Source organism: Ornithinimicrobium carbonis, from assembly GCF_050703245.1.
Taxonomy (GTDB): Bacteria; Actinomycetota; Actinomycetes; order Actinomycetales; family Dermatophilaceae; genus Ornithinicoccus.
Genome location: NZ_CP192647.1, coordinates 2690533 through 2703562, shown reverse-complemented (window position 1 = coordinate 2703562; position 13030 = coordinate 2690533). Strand labels below are relative to the sequence as shown.

Here is a 13030-nt window from a genome sequence, read left to right as displayed (position 1 = left end):
ACAGCAGAGCCCGTCACCAACTAGATGGTGCTACCCGCAAGCCGTCTGGTCCCTTCCGGTGCAGGGACCCAGACCACAAGCGATGCGCGCTCCACGCCCAACGCTTGCCACAGGCAGGGCTCTGTGAGCGCCTCTCATCAGCGATATGCCGGTGGCCGGCACACGTCGAGGGTCGATACATCGCTGCCACGCCGGGGTGCGTGACATCAAGACTCCGCCGAGTTGTGGATGCCACTGCGACATCCCCTCGGAGGCGCGCGTGACATCGCGCTCACATAACGCCGATGAGCGCGAACTCATCGGGAGCATGTGCGCGAGCGGCGCTATGCCCGAGGCGGCGTAACCCACCCTGACTTGGGCCACTTTCGCGCGATGGTGACAGTTCCACCGCGGTGATCTGACGGTTCGTGACCGCTCAAACCGGCTTCATCCACGCGGTGCCGGTACCCCTGCGGGTGTCCCTTGTATGGTGCTCGCGTGCACGACTGCGACGAAAGGGGTGGGCGTGAGGAGCGGCGGGGCATGCTCATGCCGCTCGCCGTCCTGGCCAATCTCTTCGGTAGCGGAGATCTGGCTACCATCGCGCACGCCGGCGGCCTGTCCCGGGCGGAGTTGGAGGCCGAGGTCAAGGCGGTGGGTGCACCGCTGTACAGGCTCCCTGAGCAGGCGCTGCCCTGGTTCGAGAACTGGGTCCAACCTCAGAGCGTGCCAGGAACGGACCCGGTCGAGTACGAGGCCCTCGTGCCGTTGTGGACGAACATCGGCATGGCGGGGAGAGCGGCCCGCGTCCGGTTGGTTCCGTCGGGGTTCGAATCGACGTTCCGACGCCACGTGGTCGGGTTCGAGGACGTCGTGCCACCGCCTGAGGTCACGGGCATGGTCCCGGATCCGGCCCGTCAGCCGCGCCCGTCGGAGGTTCGTCTGACGGAGCCGCTGGTGCCGATGGACTACCCGATACCCGAACGATGGCGTCCCTTGATCCGTCAGGTGGTCGACAGCTTGGTCGCCGGTGACTATGAGCGTCTTGAGCGGGAGGGCGTGATCGCGCACGTCGGCGGGCCCGGTGACATGGTCCAGGGCAACCTCGAGGCCTACCACGACTCCTTGGTGCCGCTCCCGCCCTACGCGTGGGCGTGGTCGGATCACCTGCCGGTCTCTGCCGGCCCCGGGGTATACGCCGTGACGCTGCCGTTGTGGACGGCGGTCGAAGGCGTCAGCGACCTCACGCTGACAGCAGAGGTACACGATGACGGTACGAACGTGAGAGTCGTGGTCACGAGTGTGCACGTGCTCTGACGCGCGGATGCGGCAGGCTGCCGTGTTCCCCCTCAACCTCCTCGTCAAGGAGGCGTTCGGCGCCGTGCGGCCGTTCTCCCGGATGGACGAGACGAACCTGAGACAGAGGCTGGCGTCGCTGGGGGGCCGGGTGCAGCCCCTATCGCCCCAGGCCGTCCGCGAGCTGACGGCGCGCCCGGCCGGCGGCCGTCCGGACCAGTTCGACATCGTCGTCCCGCTGGTCACTGCTGACGGCCCGACGGGGGTCGGTCTGCTGGTCCGGGTCACGGAGCGCGGGTCGTACTACCGGCCCGAGGTGCTCTCCCTTGTCGACGTGGGATCCACCGAGGCGCAGGGTCGTGCGGCCGACGTGCGTGACGCGAGGTTGGCCCGTTCTCCCGGCTGGCAGGGTATTCCCGACGGTCTTCGTCCGGTGCCCGAGCGATGGCGACCGGTCATCGCGGGCGTCGTCCGTCGCCTGGCGGCCGGCGACTACGCCGGCCTGGTGCGGGACGGGGTAGCACCGGCCAGTGAAGGCCCTGACGACCTCGGTTTCGAGCACTGGGTCGTGGAGTATCCCGCCACCGTCGTCGACCTTCCCGACGACGCCTGGGCTTTTACCGACCACCAGCCCACGGGAGAGCAGGATGTCTGGGACGTGTCGGTCGACCTGTGGACCGCGGAGGAAGGACGCAGCGACCTGACACTCGAGGGACAGGTCCGGGATACCGGGAGCGCGGTCACCCTGTGCATCAAAAGAATCCATACCCTGTGAGTCGACGACGGCGGCTCCGTCGTCCGGGGAGAGGAAAAGATTGGCATACAGCAGACCCGAGGTGGTCTCTGCGGTCGGCGGGGTGATCGGCGCGCTCTCGGCCGGCGAGCTATCTCTCGTCGCCGGCCGGGTGGCATGAGCGCTGAGCAGCTGCGGGACGGTCTGGTCGGCGTGGAGGACCGGCTGCGTCCTTACCCCGACGCCCTGTGGTCGTGGCTGGACGAGCACCTGGTCCTCGTCGCTGTCGAGGGCACCTCGCCGGTGGAGCACGAGACCGTGGTGCCGGTGTGGACCCCAGGGGTAGAGAAGGTCTGCCCGTAGACCCCGGTGGTGCGCCGCCACGTGCACTGTCATGCCGCAGGCCGCGTGGTTCCTGGCTCAGTCTGCCCCGCCGAGTGATGCCGCACCTTCCGCGCCACTCTGCAGCCGGGTCGCGATGTCGATGAGATGCTGCTCAATGCGTTGGCCGGCGAGGTCGCCGCGCCTCACATCCTCGACGTCGAAGTCCCTCCGTTCTACGAGGACTCGCGCTGGGTCGCAAACTGGGCGAGCACGCGGCCAGCGCCGCCCGCAACGTCCACTTCGGCTTTGTCATCGACAGGCATGCAACAGCGCCGTTGGCCGAGCGGATTTGGGACCTGCGGCACCAGTACACGAGCTACGACGCCGCCTACATCACTATGGCAGAGGCGCTAGGGGCGCCGCTACACACGTGCGACGCCACGCTCGACAGCGGCGGCCACAACGCGGTCGTCCACGTTCACGGACAGACGCACTGAACTGCCGCCGCGCGGTCACAAGCGCAGATGGAGGCGCAGTGCTTCGTCGACCGCAGCCATCAATCGAGGCGAAACCCGGCCTACTGCAGGGCCGATCCGTTCAACGGCGACCGAGCGAACCTGCTCACCTTGGGCTTTGAAGTCCACCCGCAGTCCCGTCTCGTCCGCTGGCAGGAGCACCTGAAACGGAAAGATTCGCTCCACGTTGCTGGTGACGGGCACGACGGTCACTACGCCGCGACCAAGTCGCTGAGCCATGGTGTTGGCCTGGTCATTGCTGACCAATACCGCGGGGCGACGCTTGTTGGCCTCGCTACCGCGCACAGGGTCCAGATCGACGAGGTGAATCTCACCGCGCAGCATCGGTGAGCCCGTCCGAGGACGCAGCGGCCCACGCGTCTTCGTCCCCCGCGCGGGCCCACTCCTGCCAGGCGGCGGCATAGTCCGCCTCCAGCTGCGGATCCTGCAAGCGGCGGATGGCCTGCTGGACGGCAGCCGACCTTGACTCCAGACCGGCTTGCTCGACGTACCGGTCCAGGGCCGCGAGGTCTTCCTCGCTCAGACTTACACTCACCTTCATGACAGCGATACTACCTCGGTAGGATCACAACGACTACCCCAGTAGCACCATTCGCGCATGCCGCTGGTCGCTCTCCATTCCAGCTCGATCGGAAGGCATCGTCTCTGGGTTCAGGGGCGATCACGGCTCTTGGAGCAACGGCACCTCGAGGTCGTACGCCAGCACGATGGCTCTTGCAAGGTGGCGCTCCTGCTCGGGCGTGAGGAGCCCCAGCGTCCTGCCCAGGAGGTCGGCGGGGATGGTCAGGACGTTGTCGATCGAGACAGCACTGTCGTGGTCCAGCCCGTTGGCACGTCCTACCGGTACTTCGCTGGACAACCCCTTGACGGTCGACGTGATGGGAGCCACGGTCACCTTGGTCATCACGGCGCGGGCAGTGTCGCGGGTGAGCACCAGGACGGGGCGCGTCTTGTCCAGCCTCGCCAGGCAGATCTCGCGCAAGGTCAGTCGTCCAGTGTCGCGTGGGCCACGGGCCAGGCCACGAGCTCGTCGAGGTCATCGGCCGTGCCCTTCTTCTTCAGGGTCTGGACGTCCTGCTGCGCGGCCTGAAGGCGCATCTCGCGCTCTAGGGCCGCGGCCACCAGCGCGGCTCGGCTGGCAGCCTTGCCACTGGCGACGCTCCGGTCCAAGAAGCGAACCATCTCGTCAGGGAGCCGTACCGCGATCTGTGTCGTCATGCCGTGAGCATACCATCGAGCATCCCATAATGGGATGCACTTGCCACGGATCGACCGGTTACTGCTCAGGAGTCATGGCCTGCACGGGTGTCCCGATCCCGTGCCCGAGCTGATGGGCCGCCTCGATCTCTCGAGAGCGGCGCAACGAGGGTCGCTGGCACTGGCAAGCCCTACTCGTAGTGAGCCCACATCCGCAGCACGTGGACAACGCGCTCTTCCGGGAGCACCTCGCACACGAGTCGGTGCTGGATATCGATCCGCCGGGCGTAGCAGCCGGCGAGGTCACCGACGAGCTTCTCGTAGCGCGGGGGCGTGGCGAACGGGTCCTCGGCCAGGATGTCCAGGAGGCCCTGCGTCTATGGCATGCCCAGGAGCTGACGGCTGCGGCGTCTACGTCGACCTTCTACCCTGGGCTCATGCTCGAGCTCAGCCAGCTGGACCTGGACGAGATCGCGACAGCACTGTCCGACCAGACCGACTACGACCATCGGTGGCTGATCGACCCCACGTCGGGGCAGGTGTCCTTCTGGACTTCTGACACTGGCCTCGACGGGGAGAACCCCGTGGACCTTGAGGACGTGGACCTCACGCTGATCGATCCGCTCCCGTCGTATGTCTGGTACCAAGACATGGCCGATTTCGCGGACCGGTTGAGCGATGACCCCGCGGGACGCCGACTCGCGCGAGCCATTGCAGGCAAGGGTGCCTTTCGGCGGTTCAAGAACGCGCTGCACGAGGAGTTCCCCGATCTCCTACCAACCTGGCACGCCTTTCGAGAGACCCGCGCGAATAGACGAGCGGTCGACTGGCTCGCGGACGAAGGCCTCATCCCCGAAGACGACGCCGGCCAGTATCGACAGAACCACCCCGACCCCGAGGTGCCCTAACCCCGGCGTCAGTCAGCCCCTCCTGTGGCACGCACTCACGTGCCGCTGGTGGCATGGTGCCGTGGGCAGGGCTGAGGCCCTCCGCCCGCCTGGCATCCGTCGCCTCGCCGCAGGGCCCACGCCCAGAGCCTTGTACTACAACGTCCTTCGGTGACACTGGATTCGTGAGTGAGAAACTCCATTGGGACGCCGAGTCGATGGACTACATCGGCTTCCGCTCCAGCCGCTACACCGACGCCATGGATGTCGCGTCCGACTGGACCCGTGAGGTCTATGGCCGACATCGACATGGTGGCACTGGAACCGGACCCGAAGTCTCGGATGGGCGCCTCCCGGTTCATCGGCCACTCGCCCTCCGCCGGGCGCGTGCTGGTCGTCATCGCCTACCGCGACCTCGACGGTGAGCCACACGGAGTGAACGCTTGGCCGGCCACCGGGGCCGACCTGCAGATATACCAGGAAGGACTCGAGGATGGCCAAGACAGTTGACCCCAAGCTGATCTCCGGGTTGCGCGAGGAGTCCGAGCGCACCAAGGACGACCCCTACCCGACGGGTACCCAGGGCAAGCGGCCGAACCGGTCTCGGTGTGTACTCGGTACGGCTGAGCGCAGATGAGCAGGCCAGGGTCCAGAGCGTGGCCGACGCCAAGCACCTACCTGCATCCACGCTCGTGCGCTCCTGGATCCTTGAACGGCTTGACCAAGAGAGCGCCTATCCCGCACTACTTTGCCGCGGGTCGTTAGACCACGCGCACATCGATCAGGTCCCCAATTCCGGCGAAATCATCCGGGTTGCGGGTGTAGAGCGCAGCGTCATGTGCATGGGCGGTGGCTGCGATCAACAGGTCCATTGTGCGTCGGCGGGGTTGACGTCCGGCTTCTAGGACCGCGGCCGCGAGGCGGCCGTAACTGGCCGCGACGACCTCGTCGAGGGGCAGGGCATCGAACCGGCGCTGAAGGATGCTGAGTCGTCGCAGGCGTTCGGCGCGCACCTCGGCGGACTTGGCAACGAGGACCCCGAAGTGCAGCTCCGCCAAAGTGACGGTGCTGATAGCCAGGACGCCGGGGATTGGCGCGAGGTCCTCGGCAATCACCACGCTCGTGTCGAGCAGGCCACGCTCGTCCGTTTCCGTTTGCTCGGTCACTGCTCTGCCCAGGGGTCGCGGACGGTGTCCTCGACCAACTCTCGATCAGTCTCCCAGTCCGCATCGGCAGGGCCGGCGAACAGGTCCGTGACCTCATCCCAGCGGTGCCAACGGGTCTGCCGAGCTGGTACGAGTCTGGCGCTGGGCCGACCAGAGACGGTGATGATGATCTCCTCGCCTCGCTCCACACGTCGCAGAAGGCCAGAGGCGTCCTGCCTCAGCTCACGAAGTCCCACCGTTTCCATAACCCCATGGTAGCGCTTGTGCTACACACTCCCTCATGGCTCCCTTCCACGACGCCGGTTGTCAAGCGGGGGTGGCCGGGGAGGCGTTCGAGCGCGCCGACGTTGGTCGGTGTCAAGTCGTTCGTCCGGTGGGGCGCTCCACGTTGACACTTCCGGCGCGTCGGCGCGGTGGGCCTGGTGCCTCCCCGGTTGGATCTCTTGGGTGGGCGCCGGGCTGGGTAGCGTGGTGGGTGCGGGTCCGGGAAGTGGCTTTTCCGAAGGGCCGGTGTCCGGGGTCAGGCCGGCCACGCTGGATTGCGAAGTCGTCCCCGAGTGCCCCCCCGGGCCCGCCTCGAGTGCGTCGTCGGTGCGGGCGGCCGCGTCGGCGGCGAGCTGGCGGTAGACGACGTCGGACAGGCGCCGGCGCAGGCAGCGCATCGCTTCCATCGACGTCTTGCCCTTGCTCCGGCACACCTTCGTCACCACCATGCTCGACGCCGGCGTGGACCTGCGCGACGTCCAGACCGCGGCCCGCCACGCCGACCCCCGCACCACCATGCGCTACGACCGAGCACGCAAGAACCTCGACCGTCACCCCAACTACATCCTTGCCGCCTACATGGCCTCCGGCACCTGACCAAAGGGTCTGTCCGATGAACGCCAGAACCACCGTTCATCGGAGAGACCCGGACGGGCGACTCTTGTCCAGCCGGGCCAGACAAATCTCGCGCTCCAGGGCGGCGACCACCAGTGCGGCTCGGCTGGACGCTTTGCCACTGGCGACGCACCTGTCCGTACCGCTATCGGTGCAGCGCCGGGGTCGTGGATGTCGCAGTCGGGCACCGTCACGACGGTGTGAGCACCGTAAGGCGCCTGTCGCGGTCCCGTCGGGGACACTGGGGGAACACCGACCGCATCTTCGACAAGGAGTCAGCCGTGACCCAGGGAACCGTCCGCTGGTTCGATGCCGACCGGGGGTTCGGCTTCATCGCCCTCGGACAGGAGGCAGAGGACCTGTACGTGCATGCGTCCGAGATCGTCAGCGGCGACGCGACGAAGCTGCTCAGGGAGGGGCAGGTGGTCGAGTTCGAGATCGGCGAGGGGGACCGCGGCCCGACAGCACGCCGCGTCCGGGTCACGGCCGACCAGGCCGCCGATACACCGCTGGGTCTGCTCGGCACCGTCTCTTGGTACGAGCCTGCCAAGGGGTACGGCTTCATCACGCCCGACGGCGGTGGTGCCGAGATCTTCATGCACAGCTCGGCCATCGTGGGGGGCGGCGTGGTCTCGGAGGGGCAGCGCGTGGCGTTCCTCGTCGTCGACGGGGAGAGGGGACCGCAGGCCGACCATCTGCTTCCCTTGGCAGACCAGGCTGCCCAGCAGGCCGTGGCATCCGACGGGGCGGACGGCACAGTGTCCTGGTATGACGTGGGTAAGGGTTTCGGGTTCATCACCCCCGAGTCGGGCGACCCCGATGTCTTCGTCCACGTCCGGGCGCTGGCCGACGGGCTTCCCGAGCTGGGCGAGGGGGACCGGGTGACGTACGACGTCGTGATGAGCGAGAGGGGCCCGCAGGCTCGCGACGTACGCCTCGCGCGCAGCTCGACACCGCGGGGCGCACCTACGACGTCGACGACCCGTGCTCGGTCGGGACGTCGGGAGGCCTCCGACGTCCCGGCGCGCGGCGGCGAGGGAGTGGTCGCGCGCTACGACGAGGAGCGGGGATTCGGCTTCATCGCCCCGGACACGGGAGGCGCGGACCTGTTCGTGCACGTGTCGGTTCTGAGAGGTGCCGAGGCGCTGCATCAGGGCGATCGGGTCCGGTACCAGGTGCGACAGAGCGATCGAGGACCACAGGCCGACCGCGTCGAACGGGTGTGAACGGGACGGCGCGTCCCTGGCGGGTGGTGCCCGAGAGCAGGTCTACGTGACCACCAGGTGCTGGTGACCGTCGATCCGTTCGCGGGCCATGTCCAGGTGGCCCGCGTGGGTGGCCGTCTCGAGAAGGAGCCTGACCACGCACTGACGAACGTCGGCAAACGGTGGAAACGGAAACACGTCCTCCGAGGGCCACCAGCGCGGGGGCGCGTCGAAGTCGGCCTCGGCAAGGAGGACGTCGGCTCGACGCGACCAGTGCCGGTAGCGCTCGACTGCACCAGCGCCAGACGTCGCGGGAGCCTTCCATCCGTCCTGGATCAGACCGATCGCCTCTCTTCGTCCCCACCGATGATGGCGCTGCCCCAGAGAATCTCATCGTCGTAGGTCAGGTGGTTCAGCAGCTGGGCGATCGACCACCCCGACGAAGCCATGGCACGGGTCAGGTCGGCTTCACCCACCCCGTCCACGGCAGCCAGCACGTGCTTTCGTTCTGCCTCGAGGTGTTCCAGGAGCACCGTCCGCTCTCGCGTCATACCCAGCACCGTACGGGAGCACACCAGGACGCGGTCCTCTGCCGCGGGGCGTGGACGGACGGTGGTGACGCCAGAAGCGTCCCCGCACCGGTCAGGGTGTGCGCGACACCGCGTATCGAACCCCGACCACACCGTTGCCGAACCGGCGGTGATCCAGCAGTTCCAGGTCGAGTCGTAGGCCTCGGGGGAGCGCCGGCTTGCCTCCGCCCACGAGCACGGGGCACAGGAGCAGCACGCACTCGTCGACCAGCCCGTGCCGGAACGCCTCGGCCCCGATGGCCGCGCCGCCGATGCTCAGGTCGGAACTGGTCCTCTCCTTGAGCCGTCGGACCGCCACGGGGTCGAACTGCCGCTCCATCCGCGTCCGCGCGGTCGAGACCGCTTCGAGCGTCGTGGAGTAGACGACCTTGTCGGTATCGCGCCAGATCGCGGCGTACTCACGGACGACTGCCGGAGCGGTGGCCAACCAGTCGTCGCTCTCCCACACGCGCATCGTCTCGTACATGTGGCGGCCGTACAGCGCCGTGCCGATGCGCCCCTCGTGCTCGTTCCAGAACTCGTGCACCTCGTCGTCAGGCGTGGACCAGTCGATGGAACCGGTCTCGTCCTCGAGATAGCCGTCGAGCGAGGTGTTCGCTGCGTAGATCAGCTTGCCCATGAGGCCTCCGGTCCGACGGGGGCTCTCAGCGTGCAGCGTCAGTCAAGCAGCGTCAAGAGCACCGATGGACGCTCCGCCTTCGACGTGTTCACCCCGAGCGTGCACCTGCTGGCCGAGGTCGACGACGCGGCCGCGCGGGCGGGTCAGGAAGGAGGTGGCCCCCGGTCCGCCGCCCGCACGATCCGCTGGTCGAGCGCTGCGGCGACGGCGCCCGCCCGGGTCTCCACACCGAGCTTGGCGTAGATGTGGGACAGATGGCTCTTGACGGTCGCCTCGGACACCAGCAGCTCGCGCGCGAGATCCTTGTTGCCCAGCCCCCGCACCAGGAGCTCGAGCACCTGAACCTCGCGCTCGGTCACGACCGGTCCCGGGGAGGATGCGCGGCGGAGCAGGGTTGCGGCGACGGACGAGGAAAGGACCATCTCTCCGTGCGCCGTCGCGTGGATCGCGGCGAAGAGCTCCTCGGGCGGGGCGTCCTTGAGCAGGTACCCTGCGGCCCCCGCGTCCAGGGCCCTCAGGATGTCGGACTCGGTGTCGTACGTCGTCAGCACGAGCACCCGGGGGGACGGAGACAGGGACCGCAGCCGCGGGATGATCTCGACCCCGCCCGGCCCCGCCCCGAGGTTGAGGTCCATGAGCACCACGTCCGGACGCTCGAGGGTGACCGCTCGGACGGCGCTCGCCAGGTCGGCGGCCTCGCCGACCACGGCCAGGTCCTCCTGCCCGTCGACGAGGGCCCGAAGGCCCGCACGGACGACGGGATGGTCGTCGCACAGGACCAACCGGATCACGATCGCCCGTCCAGCGGGAAGGCGACCGACAGGGTGGTGCCCTCGCCGGGCGAGCTCTCGACCGTCGCCTGTCCGCCCAGCTCCTTCGCACGGTGGTGTATGCCGTTCAGACCGCGACCCCGTGCGCCGCCCGTCCCGGGACGGGCGGGGTCGAACCCCCGCCCGTCGTCACGGACGTCGAGGAGCAGCTCGTCAGGGTGGTAGGTGAGGGTCACGACGACGGTCCGTGCATCCGCGTGCTCGACGGCGTTGGCCAGCGCACCCCGGGCGGACCGCATCACCGCCGTGCCGACGTCAGGGGGTACCGGGACGGGTGCGCCGTGCACGTGCACGCTCGCGTCTAGCCCGTGGGCGTCCACTCTCGACCAGCCTGCGCACCGCGGCCGGCAGAGCGGCCCCGTGCACGTCACCGTCCAGACCTGCCGGGGCGAGGTCCCGCACGACGCGACGCACCTCCTCCAGCTCGTCCCTCGCGGTCGAGGCCGCCGTGCGAACGTGGGCGCGGGCGACCTCGGGAGAACGGTCCCAGTCCTGCTGGGCCGCGTTGAGGAGCAGGTTGATGCTGGACAGGCCCTGGCCGACGGAGTCGTGGATCTCGCGGGACAGCCGTGTGCGCTCGGCGAGGGCCCCCGACTGCCGCTGGGCCGCGGCCAGGTCGACCTGGGCGGCGGTGAGCTCGTCCAGCAGGAGCTGGCGTGCCGTCGACTCACGCTTCAGGGACCGGTAGGCCACGACGGTCACCAGGGCGATACCCACCGGTCCCACGACGATCGTGACGTCGAAGCGCTCCGCGATCCGCAGCCAGCCGGCGCTGACGACGGCCGTCATGAGGACCACGACCCCCGCGGCCCAGCTGAACGGCAGGACCTGCAGGACCGCGAAGGCCACCGGCACCGCGGTCCAGGCGAACGACGGCGCGGCGAGGGTGAGCGAGGTCCACAGCGCGGTGGTCAGGAGCACCCAGGCCACCGGTCCACCCGCACCCGTCGGAACCGCTGCACGGGCGGCATACACCAGAGCGAACCCGGCGGCCCCGGCGAGGACCACCTGACCCGTGGGTCCTAGGCCGTGACGGTCCACGTACCGGAGCGCGCAGGCCAGGACCAGGGCGAGGAGCACGACCTGCAGCCACCGGTCCAGGCCTCCGGCGGGCGCGAGGATTCCCCGCACCCGGGGCGCGTGCGAGACGCCGTGCTCCATGGGCGCACAGGCTACGGCCGTCGGCCCGGCTCGTCATCATCCGATCGGCTAGCGAGGGATGGACCGTCGTCGGTCGTCCCGGACCCTCGTCCGCGCGAGGCTGGACGGTACCGACCCGTTCATCGAGATGGAGACCCTCATGAAGCGCCCGCTCGTCGCCCTCCTTGCCGCGCTCGCTCTTCCTGCGGTCGGCGCCCTCCCGACGGCCGTGGCCCACGACGACCCACCCGGCCGGCCCACCACATACGTGCTGGACGGGGACGACGGCGGATCCAGGTTCGAGGGGATCGGCACCGACCAGCGACGGGGCACCTTCTACGTCAGCGAGGTGACCGGGGGTGAGATCCACCGGGGCACGGCCAACCGGGCGCACACCTCGGAGTGGCTCGCCGGGGACGGTGCTGACGGTCGCTTCACCGCCAGAGGCATCACGACCGACCGGCGGGGGAACGTCTACGTCGCCGGCGGTCCGAACGGCATCGGCCCCGACGGCCGCGACAACGGTCGCCCGGACGTCTGGGTCTACTCACGGTCCGGTCAGCTGCTCGCCGCGCTGCAGGTGCCGGGGGACAACGCCTTCCTCAACGACGTGTGGATCGGGCCCGACGGCGCCGCCTACGTCACCAACTCGAACGCACCGCAGATCTTCCGGGTCGTGCGCGAGCACGGCAGCTGGACGGTCGAGCTGTGGGTCGACGCGACCGGCACCATCCCGACCGTGCAGGGACCCGGCCAGTTCAACCTGGGCGGCATCGTCACCTCCCCGGACCGCAGCGCTCTGATCGTGGCCCAGGGCAACCTCGGCCGGCTGTGGCGCCTCGATCTGCAGGAGCGCTCGGTCACCCAGGTCGACACCGGGGGAGTGGACCTGGTCGGCGCGGACGGCCTGGTGCTGCGGGGGAACCGGCTGACCGTCGTCCGGAACTTCCCGCGGGTCGTCACCACGCTGCGGCTGTCGGCCGACGGGTCCGACGCGCGGCTGCTGTCCGAGCAGGCCACCGACCCCGAGCGGGTGCTGACGACGGCCAAGGTGCTGAACGGGCGGATCCTCTACGTCGACAGCAAGTTCGACGAGGCGGTGGCCACGCCGCCCTACGAGGTGGTCACCGACCCGTTCGTGCGCTGACGGGTGGGCCGACCCCGCCGGGGCGCGTGCTCACATGGACGGACGTCGAGCACGCGCGAGGCCCTCCCACCCGATCGGGTGGAGAGGGCCTCGGACGTGCCGTGGGCGGGGCGGCTCAGGCCTGCTGCTCGGCCATCTTCGCGCGGACGTCCTCCATGTCCAGTCCCCTGACCTGGTCGATGACCGACTCCAGGTCCCGGGCGGGCAGCGCACCCGGCTGGCGGAAGACGAGCATCCCGTCGCGGAAGGCCATGATCGTGGGGATCGAGGTGATGCCCGCACCGGCGGCGAGCGCCTGCTGGTCCTCGGTGTCGACCTTGCCGAAGACGACGTCGGGGTGCTGCTCGGAGGCCTTGTCGTAGACCGGGCCGAACATCTTGCAGGGGCCGCACCACTCGGCCCACCAGTCGACCAGCACGATGTCGTTGCCGGTGACGGTCTGCTCGAAGGTCTCTGCGGTCAGGTTCACGGTGCTCATGGTCCGGTCAACGTCACGAGGGGG

Annotated in this window: 22 protein-coding genes and 1 pseudogene; 9 read left to right on the top strand and 14 right to left on the bottom strand. The window is 68.9% G+C overall.

All coding sequences use genetic code 11. The features are described 5' to 3' along the window. Window positions 1-477 precede the first annotated feature (477 nt). The 3 genes from ACQ95T_RS13585 (at window position 478) to ACQ95T_RS13575 (ending at window position 2371) form a co-directional block, all read left to right on the top strand. The gene (locus tag ACQ95T_RS13585; RefSeq protein WP_425941396.1) at window positions 478-1296 is read left to right on the top strand and encodes a DUF7668 domain-containing protein; all 819 of its coding nucleotides are present in this window, start codon (window positions 478-480) and stop codon (window positions 1294-1296) included. 22 nt (window positions 1297-1318) lie between these two features. Next, a complete protein-coding gene (locus tag ACQ95T_RS13580; RefSeq protein WP_425941394.1) occupies window positions 1319-2050 on the top strand; it encodes a DUF7668 domain-containing protein in 732 nt (243 codons plus the stop codon). Window positions 2051-2185: 135 nt separating this feature from the next. After that, a complete protein-coding gene (locus ACQ95T_RS13575; protein WP_425941393.1) occupies window positions 2186-2371 on the top strand; it encodes a hypothetical protein in 186 nt (61 codons plus the stop codon). A gap of 473 nt (window positions 2372-2844) precedes the next feature. On the opposite strand, the gene ACQ95T_RS13570 is transcribed toward ACQ95T_RS13575, so the two are convergent. The 5 genes from ACQ95T_RS13570 to ACQ95T_RS13550 all read right to left on the bottom strand — a co-directional run bounded on the left by ACQ95T_RS13570 (window position 2845) and on the right by ACQ95T_RS13550 (window position 4421). Then, window positions 2845-3192 carry a type II toxin-antitoxin system PemK/MazF family toxin gene (locus ACQ95T_RS13570; RefSeq protein WP_425941389.1) on the bottom strand — a complete coding sequence of 116 codons (348 nt, stop codon included), beginning with the start codon at window positions 3190-3192 and terminating at the stop codon, window positions 2845-2847. After that, entirely contained in the window at window positions 3179-3409 is a 231-nt protein-coding gene (locus tag ACQ95T_RS13565; protein ID WP_425941387.1) for a ribbon-helix-helix domain-containing protein, read from the bottom strand. The genes ACQ95T_RS13570 and ACQ95T_RS13565 overlap by 14 nt, the downstream gene beginning before the upstream one ends. A gap of 120 nt (window positions 3410-3529) precedes the next feature. After that, window positions 3530-3850, bottom strand: coding sequence for a type II toxin-antitoxin system PemK/MazF family toxin (locus tag ACQ95T_RS13560; RefSeq protein WP_425941385.1), 321 nt, complete (start codon window positions 3848-3850; stop codon window positions 3530-3532). 2 nt (window positions 3851-3852) lie between these two features. Next, window positions 3853-4086, bottom strand: coding sequence for a YlcI/YnfO family protein (locus ACQ95T_RS13555; protein WP_425941383.1), 234 nt, complete (start codon window positions 4084-4086; stop codon window positions 3853-3855). A gap of 170 nt (window positions 4087-4256) precedes the next feature. After that, entirely contained in the window at window positions 4257-4421 is a 165-nt protein-coding gene (locus ACQ95T_RS13550; RefSeq protein WP_425941826.1) for a Txe/YoeB family addiction module toxin, read from the bottom strand. An 81-nt stretch (window positions 4422-4502) separates the two neighbouring features. Between ACQ95T_RS13550 and ACQ95T_RS13545 the strand changes: the two genes are divergently transcribed. From ACQ95T_RS13545 to ACQ95T_RS13535, 3 genes and pseudogenes are all read left to right on the top strand, one after another. Beyond that, on the top strand, window positions 4503-4973 hold the full coding sequence (locus ACQ95T_RS13545; RefSeq protein WP_425941824.1) for a UPF0158 family protein: 471 nt from the start codon (window positions 4503-4505) through the stop codon (window positions 4971-4973). A gap of 273 nt (window positions 4974-5246) precedes the next feature. Continuing rightward, complete coding sequence (locus tag ACQ95T_RS13540) at window positions 5247-5462, top strand: hypothetical protein (protein ID WP_425941382.1); 216 nt, start codon at window positions 5247-5249, stop codon at window positions 5460-5462. Between the two features lie 98 nt (window positions 5463-5560). Next, window positions 5561-5626, top strand: a pseudogene (locus tag ACQ95T_RS13535) (hypothetical protein); the annotation flags it as partial. Between the two features lie 87 nt (window positions 5627-5713). On the opposite strand, the gene ACQ95T_RS13530 reads toward ACQ95T_RS13535, so the two are convergent. Together ACQ95T_RS13530 and ACQ95T_RS13525 are read right to left on the bottom strand one after the other, a co-directional pair. Then, on the bottom strand, window positions 5714-6118 hold the full coding sequence (locus tag ACQ95T_RS13530) for a type II toxin-antitoxin system VapC family toxin (protein WP_425941380.1): 405 nt from the start codon (window positions 6116-6118) through the stop codon (window positions 5714-5716). Beyond that, window positions 6115-6363: a type II toxin-antitoxin system Phd/YefM family antitoxin gene (locus tag ACQ95T_RS13525; RefSeq protein WP_425941378.1), complete on the bottom strand. Its 249-nt coding sequence runs from the start codon at window positions 6361-6363 to the stop codon at window positions 6115-6117. Before ACQ95T_RS13525 ends, ACQ95T_RS13530 begins: the two co-directional genes overlap by 4 nt. Before the next feature lie 433 nt (window positions 6364-6796). Between ACQ95T_RS13525 and ACQ95T_RS13520 the strand changes: the two genes are divergently transcribed. After that, a complete protein-coding gene (locus tag ACQ95T_RS13520) occupies window positions 6797-6979 on the top strand; it encodes a tyrosine-type recombinase/integrase (protein WP_425941376.1) in 183 nt (60 codons plus the stop codon). A gap of 299 nt (window positions 6980-7278) precedes the next feature. Beyond that, on the top strand, window positions 7279-8223 hold the full coding sequence (locus ACQ95T_RS13515) for a cold-shock protein (RefSeq protein WP_425941374.1): 945 nt from the start codon (window positions 7279-7281) through the stop codon (window positions 8221-8223). 42 nt (window positions 8224-8265) lie between these two features. Here ACQ95T_RS13515 and ACQ95T_RS13510 read toward each other — a convergent pair whose 3' ends face one another. From ACQ95T_RS13510 to ACQ95T_RS13485, 6 genes are all read right to left on the bottom strand, one after another. After that, entirely contained in the window at window positions 8266-8538 is a 273-nt protein-coding gene (locus ACQ95T_RS13510) for a DUF664 domain-containing protein (protein ID WP_431473833.1), read from the bottom strand. Further along, window positions 8538-8753, bottom strand: coding sequence for a DUF664 domain-containing protein (locus tag ACQ95T_RS13505; protein WP_431473008.1), 216 nt, complete (start codon window positions 8751-8753; stop codon window positions 8538-8540). The genes ACQ95T_RS13510 and ACQ95T_RS13505 overlap by 1 nt, the downstream gene beginning before the upstream one ends. Before the next feature lie 91 nt (window positions 8754-8844). After that, window positions 8845-9411: a dihydrofolate reductase family protein gene (locus ACQ95T_RS13500; RefSeq protein WP_425941370.1), complete on the bottom strand. Its 567-nt coding sequence runs from the start codon at window positions 9409-9411 to the stop codon at window positions 8845-8847. Window positions 9412-9554: 143 nt separating this feature from the next. After that, window positions 9555-10202 (bottom strand): response regulator, encoded by a 648-nt coding sequence (locus ACQ95T_RS13495; RefSeq protein WP_425941368.1) that lies wholly within the window; start codon window positions 10200-10202, stop codon window positions 9555-9557. Further along, window positions 10199-10480 (bottom strand): sensor histidine kinase, encoded by a 282-nt coding sequence (locus tag ACQ95T_RS13490; protein ID WP_431473007.1) that lies wholly within the window; start codon window positions 10478-10480, stop codon window positions 10199-10201. Before ACQ95T_RS13490 ends, ACQ95T_RS13495 begins: the two co-directional genes overlap by 4 nt. Before the next feature lie 16 nt (window positions 10481-10496). After that, entirely contained in the window at window positions 10497-11402 is a 906-nt protein-coding gene (locus ACQ95T_RS13485; protein ID WP_431473006.1) for a sensor histidine kinase, read from the bottom strand. Between the two features lie 139 nt (window positions 11403-11541). Here ACQ95T_RS13485 and ACQ95T_RS13480 point away from each other — a divergent pair, with 139 nt between their 5' ends. Further along, window positions 11542-12528 carry a gluconolaconase gene (locus tag ACQ95T_RS13480; RefSeq protein ID WP_426947829.1) on the top strand — a complete coding sequence of 329 codons (987 nt, stop codon included), beginning with the start codon at window positions 11542-11544 and terminating at the stop codon, window positions 12526-12528. Between the two features lie 115 nt (window positions 12529-12643). Here the strand turns inward: ACQ95T_RS13480 and trxA are convergent, their stop codons facing one another. Continuing rightward, on the bottom strand, window positions 12644-13006 hold the full coding sequence (gene trxA, locus ACQ95T_RS13475; protein WP_425941363.1) for a thioredoxin: 363 nt from the start codon (window positions 13004-13006) through the stop codon (window positions 12644-12646). Window positions 13007-13030 lie beyond the last annotated feature (24 nt).

Coding starts and splice junctions, on each gene's coding strand:
- ACQ95T_RS13575 (WP_425941393.1), top strand. CDS start 2,186: ATGAGCGCTGAGCAGCTGCGGGACGGTCTGGTCGGCGTGGAGGACCGG.
- ACQ95T_RS13570 (WP_425941389.1), bottom strand. CDS start 3,192: ATGCTGCGCGGTGAGATTCACCTCGTCGATCTGGACCCTGTGCGCGGT.
- ACQ95T_RS13565 (WP_425941387.1), bottom strand. CDS start 3,409: ATGAAGGTGAGTGTAAGTCTGAGCGAGGAAGACCTCGCGGCCCTGGAC.
- ACQ95T_RS13555 (WP_425941383.1), bottom strand. CDS start 4,086: ATGACGACACAGATCGCGGTACGGCTCCCTGACGAGATGGTTCGCTTC.
- ACQ95T_RS13545 (WP_425941824.1), top strand. CDS start 4,503: ATGCTCGAGCTCAGCCAGCTGGACCTGGACGAGATCGCGACAGCACTG.
- ACQ95T_RS13540 (WP_425941382.1), top strand. CDS start 5,247: ATGGCCGACATCGACATGGTGGCACTGGAACCGGACCCGAAGTCTCGG.
- ACQ95T_RS13525 (WP_425941378.1), bottom strand. CDS start 6,363: ATGGAAACGGTGGGACTTCGTGAGCTGAGGCAGGACGCCTCTGGCCTT.
- ACQ95T_RS13505 (WP_431473008.1), bottom strand. CDS start 8,753: ATGACGCGAGAGCGGACGGTGCTCCTGGAACACCTCGAGGCAGAACGA.
- ACQ95T_RS13500 (WP_425941370.1), bottom strand. CDS start 9,411: ATGGGCAAGCTGATCTACGCAGCGAACACCTCGCTCGACGGCTATCTC.
- ACQ95T_RS13490 (WP_431473007.1), bottom strand. CDS start 10,480: ATGCGGTCCGCCCGGGGTGCGCTGGCCAACGCCGTCGAGCACGCGGAT.
- ACQ95T_RS13485 (WP_431473006.1), bottom strand. CDS start 11,402: ATGGAGCACGGCGTCTCGCACGCGCCCCGGGTGCGGGGAATCCTCGCG.
- ACQ95T_RS13480 (WP_426947829.1), top strand. CDS start 11,542: ATGAAGCGCCCGCTCGTCGCCCTCCTTGCCGCGCTCGCTCTTCCTGCG.
- trxA (WP_425941363.1), bottom strand. CDS start 13,006: ATGAGCACCGTGAACCTGACCGCAGAGACCTTCGAGCAGACCGTCACC.